Below are 19,670 nucleotides of genomic sequence, written 5' to 3'. Positions count from 1 at the left end.
TGGGGCCCACGCGTATGCGCGGGCCCCACCCGTGAGCTCAGTACCGCTCGAGCTGGGGCGGGCTGGCCGGGGTGCCGGACAGGCCAAGGGTGTTGTCGTAGATCTTCTGCCAGGTGCCGTCGGACTCGGCGGCCGCCAGGAGGTCGTTGATCTTGTTGCGGAGCGCGGAGTCGTCCTTGTTGAGGCCGATGCCGTAGGGCTCCTCGGAGAAGGGCTCGCCGACGAGCTTCAGCTCGTCGGGCTGCTGGGAGGCGTAGCCGGCGAGGATGGCGTCGTCGGTCGTGACGGCGTCGACCTGGTTGGTGAGCAGCTGGTCGACGCACTGGGTGTAGGTCTGGAACTCGACGATGTTCTCCGGCTCGGTGAGCCCCTGGTCGCGCACCCGCTGAATCGGGGTGGAGCCGGAGGCGGAGCAGACCTTCTTGCCCTTCAGGGTCTGCGGGCCGGTGATCGCGGTCTCGTCGGCGCGCACGAGGATGCTCTGGCCGGCCTGGAAGTACGGGCCGGCGAAGGAGATCAGCTGCTTGCGCTTGTCGTTGATGGTGTAAGTGCCGACGTAGTAGTCCACGTCGCCGCGGGAGATGGAGTCCTCGCGAGCTGCCGAGGGAATCGACTTGTAGTCGATCTGGTCAGGACCGAAGCCGAGCCCTGCAGCGACCATGCGCGCGATCTCGATGTCGAAGCCGGAGAACTCGCCGGTGGTGGCGTCCTTGAAGCCCAGTCCTGGCTGGTCCTCCTTGACGCCGATGACGACGCGGTCGCGCTGGGTCATGGCCTGGAACACAGGCGAGCCGGCGACCTGGACGTTCTCGGCGACGGGGTAGCTGAGCTCGGCGGCGGGTTCGCCGCCGGGCGCGGCTGGGGCTGTGGGGCTGCCTTCTCGCCCACAGGCGCTGAGGGCCAGTGCGCTGACCATCAGGCCCACCGCAAGGGTGCGCATCTTCATGAGAACTGGACTCCAGTCGTGGTTAGGGGACTGTCAGTGCGTGAGGATCTTGCCGAGGAAGTCCTTGGCGCGGGCGGAAGTGGGGTTCGAGAAGAACGTGTCGGGTGGCGCATCCTCGACGATCTCGCCGTCGGACATGAAGACGACGCGGTTGGCGGCGCGGCGGGCGAAGCCCATCTCGTGGGTGACCACGAGCATCGTCATGCCCTCCTTGGCGAGGGTGGTCATCACGTCGAGCACCTCTTGGACCATCTCGGGGTCGAGGGCGGAGGTGGGCTCGTCGAAGAGCATGACCTTCGGCTTCATGGCGAGCGCGCGGGCGATCGCGGCGCGCTGCTGCTGGCCGCCGGAGAGCTGGGCCGGGTACTTGTCGCGCTGGTTGGCGATGCCGACCCGCTCGAGAAGGGCGATGCCTTCCTTCTCGGCGGTGGCCTTGTCGGCCTTGCGCACCTTCAGCGGGGCGAGGGTGACGTTCTCGAGGATCGTCTTGTGCGCGAAGAGGTTGAAGCTCTGGAAGACCATTCCGACGTCAGCGCGCAGGGCGGCGAGGGCCTTGCCCTCCGCGGGCAGCGCCTGCCCGTCGATCTCGATGACGCCGCTGTCGATCGGCTCGAGCCGGTTGATCGTGCGACACAGCGTGGACTTGCCCGACCCGGACGGGCCGAGTACTACGACGACCTGTCCGGCCGCGACTTCCAGGTTGATGTCACGCAGGACGTGCAGCTCGCCGAAGTGCTTGTCGACGGACGCGATCCGGATCATGGGCGTAGGGGTCATGCGGGGCCTCCGGGCATGGCGGGAAGCTAGGGCGCGGCGCTGGGTCCAGTCCAGCACCTTGAGCAACCCATAGGGTTGCGCTCCGATAACGCCTGTGGTGGTTGGGAAGGGTGGGAACGTGCACATCCTGCTGGTCGAGGACGACGATCGGGTGGCGGCCGCGTTGCGTCCAGCCCTGCATCGGCACGGCATGACGACCACGCGGGTGGCCATCGGCAGGGGAGCGGAGGACCAGCTGGCCGGCGTCGACATCGTGCTGCTCGACCTCGGTCTGCCCGATGTCGATGGGGTCGACGTGTGCCGGGCGATTCGCGGGGTGAGCGACGTACCGGTGATCGTCGTGTCGGCAAGGGGCGAAGTGGACGACCGCATCCTCGGCCTGCACTCGGGCGCCGACGACTACCTCGTGAAGCCTTACGACATCGGCGAGCTCGTCGCCAGGGTGCACGCGGTGTACCGGCGCCGCAGGCTCGCGACGCCGAGCGGGTCCGACGACGTGATCGAGATCGACGGCGTGCGGGTCGACCTGCACAAACACGCGGTGACCGTCGGTGGCAGGCCGGTCAACCTGACGCGCAAGGAGTTCCAGGTGCTCGCGTTGCTCGCGACCGCGGGCGGGGCGGTGTGCACCCGCAGCCGCATCGTCGCCGAGGTGTGGGGGCGGTCGTGGGCGGGCGCCAACCGCACGCTCGACGTGCACGTCGCCACGCTGCGCACCAAACTCGGCAAGCCGGAGTTCGTGCAGACCGTCCGTGGCGTGGGGTACCGGCTCGGCAACCCCAACGCCGCGAGTTCGGAATAGCCATGGCCGCCCGCCTGCTGGTGATCGTGCTGTTCCTGGTGGGGCTGCTCGCCGCCGGGCTGGGTGTGCCCTTGGCGCTGTCCTATGCCCAGGCCCGGCAGCTCGCGATGTTCAGCGACCGCCTCACCGACACGATCTTCTACGCCTCGCTCGCGGAGCGGCCCATCACGCAGGCCGACACCACGGGGCTCGCCACCGAGCTCGAACGGTACGACGCCGTCTACGGGGTGGCGGTTCTCGTCCTGGACGAGGACGGCCGGCTCGTGGCGTCGTCGCGGCAGCCCCCGCCGGTCCTCGACGGGGACGCGCGGGAGCGGGTGGAGCTCGCGCTCGCCAACCGTCGTTCCGAGGTGTATCCGCTGATCCTGCCGTGGGACGAGCGCCCGCTGGTGCTCGCGGAGCCGGTGCTGGTGGACACCGAGGTGCGCGGAGCTGCCGTCACCATCTCCTCGACCGACGCGCTGCGCACCGAGGAGCTGCGGGTGTGGTCGCTCGTCGTCGCGGCGGGTCTGGCCGCGCTGGCGATGGGCGTCGTCGTGGCGCTGCCGATCGTCCGCTGGATCCTGCGCCCGGTCCGGCGCCTCGACGAGGGCACCGGCCGGGTTGCCACCGCCGTGCTGGCCGGGGCCGACCCGGAGCCGATGGCCGACGGTTCGGGGCCGCCCGAGCTGCGGCGGCTGTCGGTGTCGTTCGACCGGATGGCCGAGACCGTGGCGCAGGCCTACGCCGCCCAGCGGGCGTTCGTCGCCGACGCGAGCCACCAGCTGCGCAACCCGCTCACTGCGCTGCGTCTCCGCCTGTCCAACCTCGACGGGCACGTCGATACGGCAGCGGCCGAGGACCACGCCGCCGCACTGGAGGAGGCCGAGCGGCTGTCCATGCTGCTCGACGGGCTGCTGGCGCTCGCGCGGGCGGAGCGCACCGCGCCCCCGGTCGTCGCCGACGTCGACGCGGGCGTGGAGGACCGCCTCGACGCGTGGCGCCCGCTCGCCGAGCACATGGATCTGCAGCTGGTCCGTGGTGGCGTGACGGGCCTGCAGGTGGTGGGGCCCGCAGGCGCGATCGAGACCGTCCTGGACGCCGTGCTGGACAACGCGGTCAAGTTCGCCCCACCGGGGAGCGCGATCTCCGTGCGCACCGCCTCCGTCGACGGGCGCGTGGAGATCGCCGTGCGCGACACGGGGCCCGGGATGGCTCCCGAGGAGCTCGAGCGGGCCACCAGCCGGTTCTGGCGCAGCCCGGCCCAGCGGAACACCGAGGGCTCGGGGCTCGGCCTCGCGATCGCCGCGCGCACCCTGGAAGTTGCGGGCGGAGAGCTGGCGCTCGAGCTGCCGTCCGGCGGTGGGTTGCGGGTGGTGGCGAGGTTCCCGTCGGCCCCCGGGGAGCGCGCCGATGACCCCGAGTTGCAGGAAGGTGGCCTTACTGCAGCTGGGTCGCAGTAAGGCCACCTTGCTGCAGCCGGCGGTGGGGGAGCACCGCGCGCAGCAACAGGTGCGCGAGCAGCCCCAGCGGAGCCAGCAGGATCGTCAGCACCAGTACCGGGGCGGCGACCAGCGGATGGATGCCGCGCTCCCGGCTGTCGAGGTAGATGAATCGGCCCACGAACAGGTCGAACGCGATGAAGTGGGCCCATCCGGCCGCGGCGCCCAGCGGCGTCCCGAGCAGTGCCGCGACGCCGAGGAGCTCTGGCGAGGCGACCGCCGCGAACACGGTGGCGAACTGCGGCAGCACCAGCGCCGCGTAGACGAGCATCGGCGGCACGACGATCAGCGGCGAGCCGATGATCCGGCGCGTCACCGACCAGCCGGGGGCGAGGATCATCAGCGCCCAGAACGGCGCCGCGAGCGGGAACGTGAGCGAGAACAGCAGCTGGGGATCCACGGGTACCTCAGGCGGTAGTGGGGACGGGGGAGCGGCGCAGCGCGCCCGCGAGCGCAACGCCGGTGCCCAGCAGCAGGGCGCCGAGGGCGGCGAGCGTGACGGCGTCGGGCGCGAGCAGCGGCTGCCCGCGCATCGCCTGCCAGGTGACCAGCACGACGAGCCCGGCATAGCCGGCCGCGGCGATCCGGACGATGCGGAGCCCGCTGGCCTCGTCGAGCCGGTCATGGCCCAGTGCCGCGAGACCGGCGGCGACGAGCGGAAGCAGCTGCAGCGCGTGCATGCCGACGAAGTGCCCGATCCGCAGGTCGCCGCCGGTGGTGCTCCATCCGACGAGGAACAGGCCGGGTCCGCCGTCCGGCACGCCGACGGCGTGCCCGCCGTTGGCGGAGATCAGGAATCCGATGGCCATACCGGCCAGCCCGACGAGGAGCCCGAGCCGCACCGCCGAGGCCGTCACGCGGTCGGCGGAGCGCTCGCGGAGGAACCGCAGTGCGATGGCGACGGTCGCGAGCCAGACCACGGTGATCGTCGCTCCCATGATCGAGTAGAGCGCCGCGTCGAACACGCTGTCGTCGTTGAAGTGGCTGCGCACGCCACGCGCCGCCTGCCCGACGATGATCACCATTTCGAGCACGGCGCCGGCGGTGATGATCCAGCCGGCGCGCCACATCCCCCGTTGCGGCAGCCGGGAGAGCATCCACGCCAGTGCTGCCCCATAGAGCGCGATCGAGATGGAGAACTTGAGGGGCTTGAACCAGAGCTGTGCTCCGAGCAGCTCGCGCTGGTCGAACACCGCGAGAACCGCGGTCCCGAGCGCGAGGGCCGCCATCGCGATCGTCAACCCGTAGAGGCCCGGATGCCCGCGCCGGGCGTCCGCGAGAACTGTGCGCATCACCGCTCCTGCCTGACAGTGTTAGTCTCTTCGAGCGGCGCCAGTATGCGTCCGGTTGTCTAACAGTGTCAAGGAGAACTGTCGGTGTTAGTTGAAGGATCCGTGCGGGACCGGCGACGGGCCGAGACCGTGCGCGAGATCAAGGCCGCCGCGCTCGAGCAGTTGGCCGAGGGCGGTCCCGGCGGGCTGTCGCTGCGGGGCGTCGCGCGGGCCGTCGGGATGACGGTGCAGTCGCTCTACCACTACTTCGACAGCCGCGACGAGCTGCTCACCGCGCTGGTGATCGACGGGCACCGTGCGCTCGCCGCCTCGGTGATGGACGCCGCGGTGGCCACCCGCGGCCGTCCACACGCAGAGCGGCTGTTCGCGGCATCCAACGCCTACCGGCACTGGGCACTGGCCAACCGTCCGGCGTTCCTGCTGCTCTACGGCACTCCGGTGCCCGGGTACGAGCCGCCGTCGCGCGAGGAGGTGATCAGCGCGTCGGTGAGCCTGGCCGAGCCGTTCCTCGAGGTGGTGTTCGACGGGTGGAGCGCCGAGCAGCTCGCACGGGTGCCCCTGCAGCCCGGTACCGAGCGGCTCGCCGAGGTCGACACGACGAAGGTGCCACTGCCACTCGGCGCACTGGCCCTGTTCTACGAGCTGCGCGCTCAGATGCACGGGCTCGTGATGCTCGAGCTCGTCGGCCACCTCGCCCCGATGAACGACCATGGCGAGGACCTGTTTCGCGGCATGATCAGGCGCACGGCCGCGGAGCTGGCCGCCCTCAAGGACGCGGGTTAGGGGTCCTTCTCCGACCGGAAGAACTGCTCGGCGCCGGGATGCAGCGGCACCGGCTGGGTGCCGATCGCGGCCCGCAGGTCGATCGTGAGCGCCGCCGGGCTCACCGCCGCGAGCTGCTCCTGGGCCGCGAACAGGCCTTGGACCAGCGCGTTCGCCACGTCGTCCGGCATGTCCGCCCTGACCATCAGGAAGTTGCGCACGAGCAGGGTAGTGATCGGCTCGGGGATGCCGTAGGTCTGCGCGGGCACGGTGCCCGCCGCGTACACCGGGTAGGTGGCGCGCACCGGCGTGATCAGGTCCTCCAGGTTGAGCAGCCGGATGGGCAGTGTCTGCGAGAGTGCGTCGACGCCCCGCGTGGGCAGACCGCCGACCCAGAAGAACGCGTCGATCTCACCGCTCGCCATGCTCTCGACCGACTCGTTGATCCCGAGCTGCAGATCCTGGAAGTCGGTGGCGGGGGAGAGCCCGGCCGCGGCCAGCAGGCGTTCGGCGATCACCCGCACGCCGGAGTCGGGCGCGCCGACGGACACCCGGGCGCCGCGCAGGCCGGCGAGCGTCGTGACCGGTGACGACGCGGGTACCACGACGTGCACGACGTCGTCGTAGATGCGGGCGAGGGCGCGCATCGACCGAGGATCGTCCGCGGGGGTGTTCGCGAGCTGGTCGGCCGCCGTGTCGACCTGGCTGAACACGACGTCTGCGGCGCGGGACGCGAGCTTCTCCAGGTTGTCCACCGATCCCGCCGTGGACAGAACGGCGGGGCGGGCGTCGAGGCCGAGCTGCGCGTGCCACGCGTCGGCGAGCGCGTTCCCGAGGTTGTAGTAGACGCCCTGGGTACCGCCGGTCGCGAGCGTGAGCCGGACGCCCGTGAACCGCGAGGAACAGCCCGGCACCCCGAGCACGCCGAGCGCTGCGGCGCCGGACAGCAGGCCTCGCAGGACCGTGCGGCGCTCCACCATGCGGGCATCCTGCCGTGCCCCGGCCGGTGCGGTCGACCGGGCGGCCACGGCCTACCCTCGTTCTGTGAGCCGCAGCTACACCATCCGCACCTACGGGTGTCAGATGAACGTGCACGACTCCGAGCGGATGGCCGGACTGCTCGAGGCCGCGGGCTACGAGCGGTCCGCGTCCGAGGACGCCGACGTCGTCGTGTTCAACACGTGCGCGGTGCGGGAGAACGCCGACAACCGGCTCTACGGCAACCTCGGTCACCTGCGGCCGGTGAAGGACGGGCGGCCCGGCATGCAGATCGCCGTCGGGGGCTGCCTCGCGCAGAAGGACCGCGCGGAGATCGTGCGGCGCGCGCCATGGGTCGACGTCGTGTTCGGCACCCACAACGTGCACGCGCTGCCCGTGTTGCTGGAGCGGGCCCGGCACAACCAGGCCGCCCAGGTGGAGATCGCCGAGTCCCTCGAGGTGTTCCCCTCGACGCTGCCCGCGCGGCGCGAGTCCGCCTACGCGGGCTGGGTGTCGATCTCCGTGGGCTGCAACAACACGTGCACGTTCTGCATCGTCCCGTCGCTGCGCGGCAAGGAGAAGGACCGCCGCCCCGGCGAGGTGCTCGCCGAGGTGCAGGCGCTCGCCGCCGACGGCGTGCTGGAGGTGACCCTGCTCGGGCAGAACGTCAACTCCTACGGAGTCGAGTTCGGCGACCGCGGCGCGTTCGCGAAGCTGCTGCGGGCCTGCGGCGACGTCGATGGCCTCGAGCGGGTGCGGTTCACCTCGCCGCACCCCCGGGACTTCACCTCCGACGTCATCGCCGCGATGGCCGAGACGCCCAACGTGTGCCCGCAGCTGCACATGCCGCTGCAGTCCGGCTCCGACGACGTGCTGCGCCGGATGCGCCGCTCCTACCGCCCGTCGCGGTACCTGTCGATCCTCGACGAGGTGCGCGCGTCGCTGCCCGACGCCGCGATCTCCACTGACATCATCGTCGGCTTCCCCGGCGAGACCGAGGAGGACTTCCAGGCCACCCTCGACGTGGTCGAGAAGGCCCGGTTCGCGCAGGCGTTCACGTTCCAGTACTCGCCACGACCCGGCACCCCTGCCGCGACGCTCCCCGACCAGCAGCCGAAGGCCGTCGTCCAGGAGCGCTACGAGCGACTCGTCGCGCTGCAGGAGGAGATCTCCTGGCAGCAGAACCGGGCCCTCGAGGGCCGGGTCGTCGAGGTGCTGGTCTCCACGGGGGAGGGGCGCAAGGACGGCGCCACCCGCCGGATGAGCGGCCGGGCCCGCGACGGCAGGCTCGTGCACTTCGCCCCCGGTGACCTGTCCATCCGGCCCGGCGATGTGGTGGAAGTGGCGATTGGCTACGGCGCGCCGCACCACCTGGTGGCCGACGGCCCGGTCCTGACCCACCGGCGCACGCGGGCGGGCGACGTCCACGAGGCCGGCACGCGTCCCGGTGGTGCTGCCACCGGGCTCGGCCTGCCGGGCTTCGGTGCGCCCCCCGTTCAACCCGCGGCGGCCGCGCCCGCCTGCGGGGTGAACGGGTGACCGACGAGGGAGACGAACGCAAGGTGCCCGACGAGCTCGCAGCCCTCGACGCCGAGCTCCGCCGCGCGGAGCGGCGCGCCGAACACCGCATCGACCCGGGCCCCTCGGCTCTCGTCGTCTCGGTGGCGATGCTCGTGCTGATCGGCTCGCTGATGCTGCCGTGGACCGGATCGGTGCAGGGCTGGGAGGTGCTCGCGGGCCTCGCCCCGCTCGGCCTGCTCCCGCCCCTCTTCGCGGGCACGTCGCTCGCGTTCGGTCTCGTCTGCTCGGCGCTCGCGCTCGCCGTGCGCTGGTTCGGCCTGGCCTGGCTCGCGGCCGTCGGCTGCGGGTTCTCCGTGGTCACCGGGGTGTGGGCGATCTGGTCGCGGCAGGTCGGGGTGCCCGCGGGCGGCACCGGGGCGGGCATCGGCCTGGTGCTTGCGGTGCTCGCCGTGCTGGTGCTGGCGGGCGCCTGGGTGCGGATCGCAACGCGCCGCTGAGGTGTGATCACCAGACGGGTGCGTGGGCGGCCGTATGTGGCCGTGGCAGTGCCGATCTGGTGATCTTCATGGTGCTGCCGGCCCGAGGTGAGGCCGTGATCAGCCGATGGGTGCCTCGGTGGCCACATACGGCCGTGGGGGCACCTATCTGGTGATCTTCGTGGGCGCGGCGGGCCGGGTGGTGCCCGTGATCATCCGTTGGGTGCTTCGCTGGCCGTATGCGGCCGTCTATGCGCCCGGGCGGTGATCATGCGGTGGCGGCGGCCGTGTGCAGGGCGGCCCGGATCTGGGCGATGACGTAGTCGGGGCGGTTCGTCAGGTCGTGCCATGTGAAGCGCAGGAGGGTCCAGCCGGCTCCGACCAGGGCGTTTCCTTTGAAGCGATCGGTGCGGAAGCGCTGCACGTCGGTGTGCCAGGCCCAGCTGTCGATCTCGATTGCGATCCGCTCCGCAGGGAACCCGATGTCGATCTTCCACTGCTGGAACGGGAGTCCGGGCGTCCAGCCGGTGATCCCGGCCGCGCGGAGAAGCGTGACGAGGATCCGTTCCGCTGCGGAGTCCGCGCGGTCGGCGGCGGCGGTGAGCAGTGCGGCGGCGCGGGCGAAGCCACGGGCGCCCATGTTGCGGCAGTAGGCCAGGTACACGTCATGGAACGGGACGTGCTTCTGCAGGGCGCGGTCGAGGAAGGCCGAGCCGTCCGGCACCGTGATCGCGGTCTCGAGGGCCGTGAGCGCGTGACCCGTCAGCCGGATGCCCTTCGCATGTGTGACGTCGTCAGGATCGAGGTCCCGTCTGCGCACCCTGACGCCCGGGTAGCCCCGGAGGCCGACGCGCCGCGGCACGGTGACCGTGACCTCGGACGGACCTCGGTCCAGCATCCCGTGCCACCACGCCGCGGCGGGCCCGGACACCACGCCGGTGTCGCCGGCCCACAACCAGGCCGCCCGGATGCGGGGGCGATCGCCGTACTCGCGCCCACCGGCCAGGTACACGCGAGGCGCCACTCGTTCCCAGCCGTCGTCCTGGGCGCGCCTGCGCAGTGTCCGCGTCGGGAACCCGTGCTCCTCGGCCTGTGCGGAGGTGACAAGGCCGTCCTGGGCCTGGAGGAGTCTCAGCAGCGTCGGGTGCATGGTCATGCCCGCAGGGTGGCGCGCGGACCGGCCTCCGCGTGGCCGTTTCGCCGAACTCGCGGCCGAGATCATCGGACGGGTGCAAGAGCGGCCACATGCGGCCGCGGATGCACCAAGGCGATGATCTCGGTCTGGGCGGGCACCAAGCCGGCTGTCGTCGGTAGCCATGATCGTCGGATTGGTGCCTGAGCGGCCATATGTGGCCGGTGATGCGCCCGTCCGATGATCTTGCCGGCACTGGCCTGCGGCGGGTCGGGCATGATCATCAGATGGGTGCCTCGACGGCCCAATGTGGCCGGGGTTGCACCGAGGCGGTGATCTTTGCCTTGGCTCGGCGGGGAGCCAGTGACGTGATCGGCAGGTCGGTGCGTGGACGGCCGGATGTGGCCGTCCATGCACCGAGCCGGTGATCAGCGGTGTTGGACCGCCTGCTCCGCCGTCGCCAGCCACTCGCGCCACTGGTCGGCCTGGCTCTCGGCCTGCTGAGCACGGCGGGCGTCGCCCGCGGCCCGTGCCTTCTCTGCCTGGGCCTCGAACTGGGCCACCCGCTCGCGGAACTGCGCCACTCGTGCCTCGGCCTCCGGGTCGGTGCGCTGCCACTGGCGGTTGGCCGCGTCGCGAACCTTCTCCTCGACGGCGCGGAGGCGGGCCTCGAGGGGGCGGATCTCGTCGCGCGGGACCTTGCCGATCTCCTCCCAGCGCTCCTGGATCCCGCGCAGAGCGGCGCGTGCCGCCGCCGGGTCCGAGACGTCGATCTTCTCGGCCTCCACGAGGAGGGCCTTCTTCGCATCGGCGTTCGCCGCGAACTCGGCGTCACGCTCGGCGAACGTGTCGGAGCGCCGGGCGAAGAACGCGTCCTGGGCGGTGCGGAAGCGCTGCCACAGCGTGTCGTCGGCCTCCTTCTGGGCGCGGCCCGCCGCCTTCCACTCGGCCATCAGGTCGCGGAACCGCGCGGCAGTGGGGCCCCAGTCGTCGGAGTCGGCGAGCTTCTCCGCCTCGAGGGCCAACTCCTCCTTGCGCGCCTTCGCCGTGGCGCGCTGGCGGTCGAGGTCGGCGAAGTGGGAGCCGCGGCGCCGGTTGAACGACTCGCGGGCCTTCGAGAACCGCTTCCACAGCAGCTCGTCGGTCTTGCGGTCGATGCCGCGGATCGTGCGCCACTCGTCGAGGATCGACTTGAACCGGTCGCCCGCCTGCTTCCACTGCGTGGCTTCCGCGGCGAGCGTCTCTGCCTCGGCCACGAGGGCCTCCTTGCGCGCAACGGCCGCGCTGCGCTGCGCGTCGCGGGCGGAGCGGGCGGCGCCCACCGCGGCCTCCGCATCGGCCACCAGCTCGTCGAGGCGGGCGCGCAGGCCCACGAGATCGCCGACGACGGTGGCATCGTCCAGCCCGTCGCGGATCGTCTTCGCGCTGGTCAGCGTGTGCTTCGGGTCGCCGCCGCCCGCCGCGAGCCGGGTGGAGAGCAGCTCGACCTCGGTGAGCATGTCGTCGAACCGGCGGGCGAAGTGGGCGAGCCCCTCCTCCGGCTCACCTGCCTGCCACGATCCGACGACCCGCTCGCCGTCGGCGGTGCGGACGTAGATGGTGCCCTCGGCGTCGACGCGGCCCCAGCGGCCCGGGTCCGAACTCGCCTGGGCGACGGTGGCGTGCGTCACGTGCTCGGCCGCCGGAACGGGTACGGGCTCGGGACGCGCGGCGGGCGGCGGCGCGGGACGGGCCGGCGGGGCAGGACGAGGAGGTGGTGCCGGACGGGGAGGTGCCGGCCTCGCGGGCGGCGGCCCGGGTACGGCCGGCCGGTCGTGCGGTCCCGGCGCGGGCCGGGGGTCGGGGGGTGGGACCAGTCCTTCGGCGGGGCCGGCGGTAGGAACCGCCGAGGGTGCGGGAGGTGCCGGATCGGTCGGGGGCGCGGCGGGTGCCGGATCGGCAGCCGAAGGTGGGGCAGGCGCCGGGTCGTGGGCGGCACTCTCGGGCCGCGCAGGCGACGGCACCGGCTCGGGGCGAGCGACCGGCGGCGCGGGCCGAGCCGCTGGCGCGGGGATCGGTGGCGCGGGGATCGGTGGCGCGGGGATCGGTGGCGCGGGGATCGGTGGCGGCGCCGCCGCGGGCGGCCCGGGCACGGGTGGAGCCGGGGCCACCGATTCCGAGGCATCGGGTGCGGGGGGTGGCGCCGCGGGTTCGGCGGTTGCCCCGATCGGCGGCGCGCCGGGAGGTTCCGTGACCGGACCGCTGTACGCGATCGGGTGCACCGGGCTGTCGGCGTCGAAGGCGGGGGCGGTGGCCGATGCCTCCACGTCGGCGCCGGGTTCGGCACCGGCTCCCTCGCCGCGGGCCGCCTGCCGCCTGATCTGCCCCTGATCCGGTGCCCGCTCCTCCGCCGGCTCCGGTGTTCCGCTCCCCTGATGCTCCGACACGGTCGTCCTCCTCGCTCCGGCCCGCCGCGAGCGGCGGGCGCCCCGTCCGGAGACGGGGCCGTGCACACCGGCCATAGCCGGTTTCGCGGAACCGGTGGCCGTTCGCGATTCAAACAGCTCTTCGGGCCGACCGGAACAGCCCGGACGGGCGCCGCGCGCCGGATGGCCCGGTCGGTGTCGATTCAGGGGCGACGATTTGCGCCGCTTACGCTGCGCTCCGTGCTCACGATGGTCGCCGTGCTCCCCGAGCCGCCGTTGCTCGTACCGGAGCTGGCGACCGGCGCGTCGGCGGGCGTGCGGCAGCTGCGCGCGGCCGTCGCCGATGCCGCCACGCGGCTGGCCGGTGCGGCGCGGCGCTGGATCGCGGTGGGCTCCGATCCAGGCGGGCGACGGACGGTCGGGCCGCACGCGAGGGGCAGCTTCCGCGGGTTCGGCGTCGGCGTCGAGGTCACGCTCGGCCCGACGTCGGGCGGCGGGTCCGACCCCTGCCTCCCGCTGCCGCTGCTGATCGCGGGCTGGGCAGCGGCCGGGACCGGCGAGGTGGTGTCCGTCAGGGGCGAGCTACTGCCCCCGCACGCTCCCGGGCCGGACTGCGCCGCGCTCGGGGCCGCCCTCGCCGCCGAGTGTGCGTCCGACCCGGAACCGGTCGGGTTGCTGGTGATCGGAGACGGGGCGGCGGTCGGCGTCGGGCGTGATCCCCGGTTCGTCCGACTCCGGGACACCGCGGCAGCGTTCGACGACACGGTGGTGGCGGCGCTGGCCGCCGCCGACGTGGATGCCCTCGCCGGACTCGACGCGGGGCTTGCCGAATCGCTGTACGCCACCGGCCGAGCTCCGTGGCAGGTGCTCGCCGAGGTGACCGGCCCCGGCTGGCGGGGTGAGCTGCTGTACTCGGCGGCGCCGCACGGCGCCACCTACCACGTCGCGGTATGGACCCCCAGCACATGACCCGGCTGATCGCGGTCGTCGGCCCCACCGCGACCGGCAAGTCCGACCTCGGGGTGGCATTGGCTGCGGAGCTGGGCGGCGAGGTGGTCAACGCCGACGCGATGCAGCTCTACCGCGGGATGGACGTCGGCACGGCCAAGCTCACGCCCCGCGAACGGGCGGGCGTGCCGCACCACCTGCTCGACGTCCTCGACGTCACCGACACGGCCGCGGTTGCGGCCTACCAGCGGGAGGCGCGCGACGTCGTCGAGCGACTGCTCGCGGCGGGCAGCACACCGGTCCTGGTGGGCGGGTCGGGCCTGTACGTGCAGGCGGTCATCGACGACCTGGAGTTTCCCGGTACCGATCCCGCACTGCGGGCCGAGCTGGAGGCCGAGCTGGCCGAGCGCGGGCCCGCCGCTCTGCACAGCCGGCTCGCCGCGGTCGACCCGGCCGCAGCCGAGGTGGTGCTGCCCTCGAACGGCCGCCGGATCGTGCGGGCCCTCGAAGTGGTCGCGCTCACCGGGAAGCCGTTCCCGGCCCGTCTGCCCACATCGGGCACACCCCGTTACGACGCCGTGCTGCTCGGGATCGACCGTCCGACCGGCGAGCTCGACCTGCGCATCGCGCGCCGCGTCGCCCGCATGTTCGCGGCGGGGCTCGTCGCCGAAACACGTGAACTGCTCGCGCGCGGGCTCCGCGAGGGCCGCACCGCGTCACGGGCCCTGGGGTACCAGCAGGTCGTGGCCGCACTGGACGGCGAAGGGGATCTGGCCACCGCGGCGGCCGACACGGTGGTGGCCACCCGCCGGTTCGTCCGCCGCCAGCGCTCGTGGTTCCGGCGCGACCGGCGCATCCACTGGCTGGACGGCGCCGGCCCCGACCCGTTCGGGGCAGCGTTGCGGCACGTAGGCTCGTGACGTGGTGCGTTTCAGCAAGGGACACGGCACGGAGAACGACTTCGTGCTGCTCCCGGACCCCGACGGCGAGCTCGACCTGACGCCGGCCAGGGTCACGGCGCTGTGCGACCGCCGCCGCGGCCTCGGGGCCGACGGCGTGCTGCGGGTCGTGCGCTGGGACGCGCTGGGTGAGGGACCCGCACCCCAACCGGGTGTCGAGTGGTTCATGGACTACCGCAACGCCGACGGCAGCATCGCCGAGATGTGCGGCAACGGCGTACGCGTCTACGCCCGCTACCTGGAGCACGCCGGTTGGCTCCCCGGCACCGAGGTGCGCCTGGGCACGCGGGGAGGGGTGCGCACGGTGCGCGTGGCAGGCGAGGAGATCTCAGTCGACATGGGCCCGGCAGCCGCCGGCGAGGAGAGCACGGCCAGCGTCGACGGGCAGGCGTTCGCCGGCGTGGCGGTCGACGTCGGCAACCCGCACCTCGCCTGCGTCACGGACGTGGAGCTGCACGGCCTCGACCTCACCCGGCCACCCGGCCACGATCCCGCCCTGTTCCCGCATGGGGTGAACGTCGAGTTCGTCACCGCGCTCGAAGGCGACGAGGTCGCCATGCGGGTGCACGAGCGCGGGGTGGGGGAGACCCGCTCGTGCGGCACTGGCACGGTGGCCGCCGTCGTCGCGGTGCTGCGGCACGTCGGCCGGGACACCGGGACGGTCACGGTGCGAGCGCCGGGCGGGCGGCTGCGCGTCACGGTGGAGGCAGGCACCACGGTCCTGCATGGTCCCGCCGTGCTCGTGGCGCACGGTGAGCTGACGCCCTCCTGGTGGTCTCAGGCCTGAGGCACGGCATCCGGGAGGTCACGCAGGCGCCGTAGCGGTGAGGCGACCACCCACACCGGGCTGAGCACCATGCCCACCGCCGTGACCAGCAGCGTCGCTCGCAGCCCGAGCAGTTCGCCGAGCGCGCCGCCGAGCAACCCGCCGATGGGGATCGTGCCCCACACGAGGAACCGGATGCTCGCGTTCATCCGGCCGAGCAGATGGTCCGGGCACACCGACTGGCGGAAGCTCACCTGCGCGACGTTGTAGACCACCCCGCCGTACCAGACCGCGGCCATGCCCAGCGCGAACCACGCGAGCCCCGCGCCCGGCGTCGTGAGGGGGAGCACGAGGGCGACCGGACCGGTCACCAGCAGCGCCGTGACGACGGTGCGCCCCTGCCCGAGCCCGCGGATCCACCGGCCCGCGGTGAGCGCGCCGAGCACCCCGCCCACGCTGCCGGCGGCGAGCACCAGCCCGATCACCGCCGGCGGCTGACCCAGCTCACGGGCGAGGAACAGCACCGACACGGCGGCGAGCACCCCGCTGAACAGGTTGGCGGTGCCGGTGCACAGCGTGATCGGGCGCAGCAGCGGGTGACCGAGGACGTAGCGCAGTCCCTGGGCCATGTCGGCGCGCAGCGAGCGGGCCGGGTCGCGGGCGGGGACCGCCTCCCGGGTGCGCATCCGCAGGAGGAACGCGGCGGAGACGAGGTAGGTGACCGCGTCGAGCAGCACCGCGGCCGCCGCGCCGACCAGTTGCACGAGCCCACCGCCCAGCGCGGGCCCGGCCGTCTCGGCCGCGGCACGCGTCGACTCCAGCTTCACGTTGCCGTCGACGAGGCCCGCGCGCCCGACGACGGCCGGCAGCACGGACTGGTAGCCGACGTCGAAGAACACCGTCGCGACGCCGGCGAGCAGCGCGACGACCAGTAGCTGCGCGAACGTCAGGACCCCGAGCGCCCACGCCAGCGGGATGCTCGCGAACAGGACGAACCGCACCAGATCGGCGGCGATCATCACCGGCCGTCGCCGCACGCGGTCCATGACCACCCCCGCGGGGAGTCCCACCAGCAGGAACGCCCCGCGCTCCGCGGCGACCAGCAGCCCCATCTCCCAGGCCGTCGCGCCGAGCGAGGTGGCGGCGAGCAGCGGCAACGCGAGGTGGCTGACCATCGTGCCGACCTGGCTGACCGTCTCGCCTGCCCAGAGCAGCAGGAAGTCACGGTGCCGCCACAGGCTCATCCCCCGATCGTGGATGACCGATTGGAAAGCGTCAATCGGTACGGTTCACGGGTGTCCACGCAGCGCAGGCCGGCCACCGAGGCGGAGATCGCCACGCTCGCCTCCGCCGTCCGGCTGCGGATCATCCGGTTGACGCTGCAGGAGCCGTTGACGAACGCGCAGATCGCTCACCGGCTGCACCGGGACCCGGCCACGACGCTGCACCACGTTCGTCGGCTGGTCCGGCACGGGTTCCTCGAGGCGCTCCCGGCCCGGCCGGGCCCGCGCGGTTCGACCGAGATCCCGTACCGGGGCACCCGGCTGTCCTGGTCGCTGGAAGGCGCCGAGCGCGATCCGTCGCTCGGCGAGGCGGTGCTCCAGGCCTATCTGGACGAGGTCACCGAGGTCGGAATCGGCGCGCTGGAGCAGAGCCGGCTCGCGGTCCGGCTGGCCCCGGCCGAGGCGGCCGCGCTGCGCTCCGAGCTGTCCGGGCTGCTCGACCGCTACGCCGCGCTCCCGGAGTCGCCTGCCGGCGAAGCCGTTGCGGTCTACCTCTCGATCTACCCGGCGGAGCCGCCGCCCGGCGACGCGCGGAATCAGACAGGACGTCCGGAGCGTTGACGTGGGAGCATGGCTACCACGATGACTGAACCTGTCCTGTCCATCACCGCCGACGACCTGCTTCGGCCCACCCGGGGCGACTACGAGCTCGAGGAGCGCAGCTCGCTGCGCCGGGTCGCGGGTCTCTCCACCGAACTCGCCGACGTCACCGAGGTCGAGTACCGCCAGCTGCGCCTCGAGCGCGTCGTGCTCGTCGGGGTCTGGACCGAGGGCACGGCCGAGCAGGCCACCGCCTCGCTCGCGGAGCTCGCCCGGCTCGCCGAGACCGCGGGCTCCCAGGTGCTCGACGGCCTCGTCCAGCGCCGGTCGCGGCCCGACCCTGCCACCTACATCGGCTCCGGCAAGGTCGACGAGCTGCGCGACGCCGTGCACGCCGCCGAAGCCGACACCGTGATCGCCGACGGCGAGCTCTCGCCCGGCCAGCTGCGCCAGCTGGAGGAGAAGCTCAAGGTCAAGGTCATCGACCGCACCGCGCTGATCCTCGACATCTTCGCCCAGCACGCCCGCTCGAAGGACGGCAAGGCCCAGGTCGAGCTGGCGCAGCTCTCCTACCTCCTCCCGCGCCTGCGCGGGTGGGGTGAGGCGCTGTCGCGGCAGGTCGGTGGCCGGGCCGCGGGCGGCGTCGGCATCGGTGGCCGCGGGCCCGGTGAGACCAAGATCGAGCTCGACCGGCGCCGGATCCGCAACCGGATGGCCAAGCTCCGCCGCGAGATCTCCGGCATGAAGCAGGTGCGCGAGACGCAGCGCGGGGTGCGGCGGCGCCAGGACGTGCCGTCGGTCGCGATCGTCGGCTACACCAACGCCGGCAAGTCGAGCCTGCTCAACGCCCTCACCGGGGCGGGCGTGCTGGTCGAGAACGCGCTGTTCGCCACCCTCGACCCCACCACGCGCCGCACGTCCACCAGCGACGGGCGCACCTACACGCTCACCGACACCGTCGGGTTCGTCCGGCACCTGCCGCACCAGCTCGTCGAGGCGTTCCGCTCCACGCTGGAGGAGACCGCGGGCGCCGATCTGCTGCTGCACGTCGTCGACGCCTCCGACGCGATTCCGGAGGACCAGATCAAGGCCGTCCGGCAGGTGCTGGTCGAGATCGGCGAGGAGCACGGCGCGATGCCGCGCGAGCTGCTCGTGGTCAACAAGACCGACGCGGCCGGAGAGCTCCAGCTGGCCCGGTTGCGGCACCTGCTGCCGGACGCGGTGTTCGTCTCCGCCCACACCGGTGACGGAATCCGGCTGCTGCGCGAGCGGGTCGCCGAGCTGCTCCCGACGCCCGAGGTCGAGGTCGACCTGCTCCTGCCGTACGTGCAGGGCTCGCTCGTCGCCCGCGTGCACACCGAGGGCGAGGTGCTGAGCGAGGAGCACACGCCCGACGGCACCCGGATGCGGGCCCGCGTCGGGGCGGAGCTGGCCACGGCCGTGCTGCCGTACGCCCTGGTCGGAGTGGCGCCCCGGGAGAACGGCGCTGTGCGGAACGGCGCTGCCCGCTGATCGGTCTGCTCGTCGCACTGGCGCTCACGGGCGCGCCCGCGCCGGAGCCCCTGTGCACCGTGGACGACCCCCGGCTCGGCGAGCTGTCCGGCATGGTCGTGGACGAGGGCGGGCTGTGGGCCGTCAGCGACGGTGGCCGGCGCGTGCAGGTCCACCGCATCGACCGGTCGAACTGCCGGGTGATCGACACGCGCACCTCCGACGTCGATCCCTACGACGTCGAGGACCTGGCGATCGGGCCCGACGGCGCCCTGTGGGTCGCCGACCTCGGGGACAACGACCGTCAACGGGACACCGTGGCGGTCGTCGTCCTGCCCGAGCGCGGTGACGCCCGTCTGCACCGGCTGACCTACCCCGACGGGCCGCACGACGCGGAGGCCCTCCTGGTGGACGCCCATGGCCGCCCGTTCGTGATCACGAAGGAGGTCGGGCGGCCCGCGGGCCTCTACCGCACGGCCGAACCGCCTCGGGGTGAGGGCCCGACTCCGCTGCTGCCGGTGGGGGACATGGCCCTGCCCGCGTCGGACACCCTCGGCGGCCCGGTGGGCGGGATCGGATCCCGCCTGGTGACGGGCGCGGCGCTGAGTGCCGACGGCAGGGTAGCCGCGGTGCGCACCTACACCGACGCGTGGCTCTTCCCGGTGAGCGGGGGCGACCTCGTGGCCGCATTCAACCTGAGCCCCGTCCGCATCCCCTTGCCGGACGAGCCGCAGGGCGAGGCCATCGCGTTCGAGCCGGACGGCACCCTGCTCTCCGGTTCGGAGACGCGCCGCGGCCTGCACGGCGAGATCCGCGCGGTGGCCGGTGCCACCGGGCTCGCGGGCGAAGCCGAGCCGATCGCCGCGCTCCCACCCGCCCCGGAGGTCGTCCCCGACCCCGGGCCGCCATCCTGGCTGCCGGCCGCGCTGGGCGGCGGCACGGTGGTGGGGCTGCTGCTGCTGGTGGCGGCCGCGGCCTCGCTGCGTGGCCGGTTACGCCGCGGCTGACCAGGCCACGGCTCGCGCCGCATGATCGTTCCGAGGTGCAGTTCGGCGCCCTCGGAGCGGCGTGAACCGCAATCTCGGAACGATCGATCACTCAGTTCCCGGGC

General features: G+C 73.0%; 21 protein-coding genes. 13 read left to right on the top strand and 8 right to left on the bottom strand.

Going from position 1 to position 19,670, the window contains the following annotated elements:
- Positions 1-37: 37 nt before the first annotated feature.
- Both K1T35_RS31470 and K1T35_RS31465 read right to left on the bottom strand, forming a co-directional pair.
- On the bottom strand, positions 38-946 hold the full coding sequence (locus K1T35_RS31470; protein WP_220255407.1) for a glutamate ABC transporter substrate-binding protein: 909 nt from the start codon (positions 944-946) through the stop codon (positions 38-40).
- 33 nt (positions 947-979) lie between these two features.
- Positions 980-1,708 carry an amino acid ABC transporter ATP-binding protein gene (locus tag K1T35_RS31465; RefSeq protein ID WP_220262975.1) on the bottom strand — a complete coding sequence of 243 codons (729 nt, stop codon included), beginning with the start codon at positions 1,706-1,708 and terminating at the stop codon, positions 980-982.
- 133 nt (positions 1,709-1,841) lie between these two features.
- On the opposite strand from K1T35_RS31465, the gene K1T35_RS31460 reads away from it, so the two are divergent.
- Both K1T35_RS31460 and K1T35_RS31455 read left to right on the top strand, forming a co-directional pair.
- A complete protein-coding gene (locus K1T35_RS31460) occupies positions 1,842-2,525 on the top strand; it encodes a response regulator transcription factor (protein WP_220255406.1) in 684 nt (227 codons plus the stop codon).
- 2 nt (positions 2,526-2,527) lie between these two features.
- Entirely contained in the window at positions 2,528-3,967 is a 1,440-nt protein-coding gene (locus K1T35_RS31455) for a HAMP domain-containing sensor histidine kinase (RefSeq protein ID WP_220255405.1), read from the top strand.
- On the opposite strand, the gene K1T35_RS31450 is transcribed toward K1T35_RS31455, so the two are convergent.
- The gene (locus K1T35_RS31450) at positions 3,945-4,346 is read right to left on the bottom strand and encodes an ABA4-like family protein (protein ID WP_370645525.1); all 402 of its coding nucleotides are present in this window, start codon (positions 4,344-4,346) and stop codon (positions 3,945-3,947) included. The two genes, K1T35_RS31455 and K1T35_RS31450, sit on opposite strands and share 23 nt — an antisense overlap.
- A 67-nt stretch (positions 4,347-4,413) precedes the next feature.
- Entirely contained in the window at positions 4,414-5,298 is an 885-nt protein-coding gene (locus K1T35_RS49195; RefSeq protein ID WP_255620952.1) for a hypothetical protein, read from the bottom strand.
- Positions 5,299-5,382: 84 nt separating this feature from the next.
- On the opposite strand from K1T35_RS49195, the gene K1T35_RS31445 reads away from it, so the two are divergent.
- Positions 5,383-6,081, top strand: coding sequence for a TetR/AcrR family transcriptional regulator (locus tag K1T35_RS31445; protein ID WP_220255403.1), 699 nt, complete (start codon positions 5,383-5,385; stop codon positions 6,079-6,081).
- On the opposite strand, the gene K1T35_RS31440 is transcribed toward K1T35_RS31445, so the two are convergent.
- Positions 6,078-7,088 (bottom strand): TAXI family TRAP transporter solute-binding subunit, encoded by a 1,011-nt coding sequence (locus K1T35_RS31440; RefSeq protein WP_255620951.1) that lies wholly within the window; start codon positions 7,086-7,088, stop codon positions 6,078-6,080. The two genes, K1T35_RS31445 and K1T35_RS31440, sit on opposite strands and share 4 nt — an antisense overlap.
- Before the next feature lie 16 nt (positions 7,089-7,104).
- Here K1T35_RS31440 and miaB point away from each other — a divergent pair, with 16 nt between their 5' ends.
- The 3 genes from miaB (at position 7,105) to K1T35_RS49190 (ending at position 9,303) form a co-directional block, all read left to right on the top strand.
- Positions 7,105-8,577, top strand: a complete 1,473-nt coding sequence (miaB, locus tag K1T35_RS31435; protein ID WP_255620950.1) for a tRNA (N6-isopentenyl adenosine(37)-C2)-methylthiotransferase MiaB — start codon at positions 7,105-7,107, stop codon at positions 8,575-8,577.
- Complete coding sequence (locus K1T35_RS31430; protein WP_255620949.1) at positions 8,574-9,056, top strand: hypothetical protein; 483 nt, start codon at positions 8,574-8,576, stop codon at positions 9,054-9,056. The genes miaB and K1T35_RS31430 overlap by 4 nt, the downstream gene beginning before the upstream one ends.
- Positions 9,057-9,174: 118 nt before the next feature.
- Positions 9,175-9,303 carry a hypothetical protein gene (locus K1T35_RS49190; RefSeq protein WP_255620948.1) on the top strand — a complete coding sequence of 43 codons (129 nt, stop codon included), beginning with the start codon at positions 9,175-9,177 and terminating at the stop codon, positions 9,301-9,303.
- Here the strand turns inward: K1T35_RS49190 and K1T35_RS31425 are convergent, their stop codons facing one another.
- Both K1T35_RS31425 and K1T35_RS49185 read right to left on the bottom strand, forming a co-directional pair.
- A complete protein-coding gene (locus tag K1T35_RS31425) occupies positions 9,304-10,191 on the bottom strand; it encodes a DUF559 domain-containing protein (protein ID WP_220255400.1) in 888 nt (295 codons plus the stop codon).
- A 404-nt stretch (positions 10,192-10,595) separates the two neighbouring features.
- Entirely contained in the window at positions 10,596-11,837 is a 1,242-nt protein-coding gene (locus tag K1T35_RS49185) for a DUF349 domain-containing protein (protein WP_255620947.1), read from the bottom strand.
- A 559-nt stretch (positions 11,838-12,396) separates the two neighbouring features.
- Here K1T35_RS49185 and K1T35_RS49180 point away from each other — a divergent pair.
- From K1T35_RS49180 to dapF, 4 genes are all read left to right on the top strand, one after another.
- Complete coding sequence (locus tag K1T35_RS49180) at positions 12,397-12,537, top strand: hypothetical protein (RefSeq protein WP_255620946.1); 141 nt, start codon at positions 12,397-12,399, stop codon at positions 12,535-12,537.
- A 284-nt stretch (positions 12,538-12,821) separates the two neighbouring features.
- Positions 12,822-13,541 (top strand): hypothetical protein, encoded by a 720-nt coding sequence (locus K1T35_RS31415; RefSeq protein ID WP_220262973.1) that lies wholly within the window; start codon positions 12,822-12,824, stop codon positions 13,539-13,541.
- Positions 13,523-14,440: a tRNA (adenosine(37)-N6)-dimethylallyltransferase MiaA gene (gene miaA / locus K1T35_RS31410; RefSeq protein ID WP_255620945.1), complete on the top strand. Its 918-nt coding sequence runs from the start codon at positions 13,523-13,525 to the stop codon at positions 14,438-14,440. The genes K1T35_RS31415 and miaA overlap by 19 nt, the downstream gene beginning before the upstream one ends.
- A gap of 1 nt (position 14,441) precedes the next feature.
- Positions 14,442-15,266 (top strand): diaminopimelate epimerase, encoded by an 825-nt coding sequence (dapF, locus tag K1T35_RS31405; protein WP_370645167.1) that lies wholly within the window; start codon positions 14,442-14,444, stop codon positions 15,264-15,266.
- On the opposite strand, the gene K1T35_RS31400 is transcribed toward dapF, so the two are convergent.
- Positions 15,257-16,489 (bottom strand): MFS transporter, encoded by a 1,233-nt coding sequence (locus K1T35_RS31400; protein WP_220255398.1) that lies wholly within the window; start codon positions 16,487-16,489, stop codon positions 15,257-15,259. The two genes, dapF and K1T35_RS31400, sit on opposite strands and share 10 nt — an antisense overlap.
- Positions 16,490-16,540: 51 nt before the next feature.
- Here K1T35_RS31400 and K1T35_RS31395 point away from each other — a divergent pair, with 51 nt between their 5' ends.
- The 3 genes from K1T35_RS31395 to K1T35_RS31385 are packed head-to-tail and all read left to right on the top strand — an operon-like array spanning position 16,541 to position 19,566.
- Positions 16,541-17,089, top strand: coding sequence for a transcriptional regulator (locus tag K1T35_RS31395; RefSeq protein ID WP_220255397.1), 549 nt, complete (start codon positions 16,541-16,543; stop codon positions 17,087-17,089).
- A gap of 21 nt (positions 17,090-17,110) precedes the next feature.
- Positions 17,111-18,580: a GTPase HflX gene (hflX, locus tag K1T35_RS31390; protein WP_220255396.1), complete on the top strand. Its 1,470-nt coding sequence runs from the start codon at positions 17,111-17,113 to the stop codon at positions 18,578-18,580.
- A gap of 59 nt (positions 18,581-18,639) precedes the next feature.
- Entirely contained in the window at positions 18,640-19,566 is a 927-nt protein-coding gene (locus K1T35_RS31385) for a hypothetical protein (RefSeq protein WP_220255395.1), read from the top strand.
- The last annotated feature ends 104 nt before the right edge of the window (positions 19,567-19,670 follow it).

This window comes from Pseudonocardia sp. DSM 110487 (genome assembly GCF_019468565.1).
Taxonomy (GTDB): domain Bacteria; phylum Actinomycetota; class Actinomycetes; order Mycobacteriales; family Pseudonocardiaceae; genus Pseudonocardia.
Note: the sequence above shows the minus strand (reverse complement) of the source record. Positions and strands in the feature narration are given on the sequence as shown.

Bases quoted from the DNA above. Each gene is read 5' to 3' on its own strand.
- K1T35_RS31400 (WP_220255398.1), bottom strand. From the start codon at position 16,489: ATGAGCCTGTGGCGGCACCGTGACTTCCTGCTGCTCTGGGCAGGCGAG.
- K1T35_RS31425 (WP_220255400.1), bottom strand. From the start codon at position 10,191: ATGACCATGCACCCGACGCTGCTGAGACTCCTCCAGGCCCAGGACGGC.
- K1T35_RS31465 (WP_220262975.1), bottom strand. From the start codon at position 1,708: ATGATCCGGATCGCGTCCGTCGACAAGCACTTCGGCGAGCTGCACGTC.
- miaA (WP_255620945.1), top strand. From the start codon at position 13,523: ATGGACCCCCAGCACATGACCCGGCTGATCGCGGTCGTCGGCCCCACC.
- K1T35_RS49195 (WP_255620952.1), bottom strand. From the start codon at position 5,298: ATGCGCACAGTTCTCGCGGACGCCCGGCGCGGGCATCCGGGCCTCTAC.
- K1T35_RS31450 (WP_370645525.1), bottom strand. From the start codon at position 4,346: ATGATCCTCGCCCCCGGCTGGTCGGTGACGCGCCGGATCATCGGCTCG.
- K1T35_RS31415 (WP_220262973.1), top strand. From the start codon at position 12,822: ATGGTCGCCGTGCTCCCCGAGCCGCCGTTGCTCGTACCGGAGCTGGCG.
- hflX (WP_220255396.1), top strand. From the start codon at position 17,111: ATGACTGAACCTGTCCTGTCCATCACCGCCGACGACCTGCTTCGGCCC.
- K1T35_RS31470 (WP_220255407.1), bottom strand. From the start codon at position 946: ATGAAGATGCGCACCCTTGCGGTGGGCCTGATGGTCAGCGCACTGGCC.
- K1T35_RS31455 (WP_220255405.1), top strand. From the start codon at position 2,528: ATGGCCGCCCGCCTGCTGGTGATCGTGCTGTTCCTGGTGGGGCTGCTC.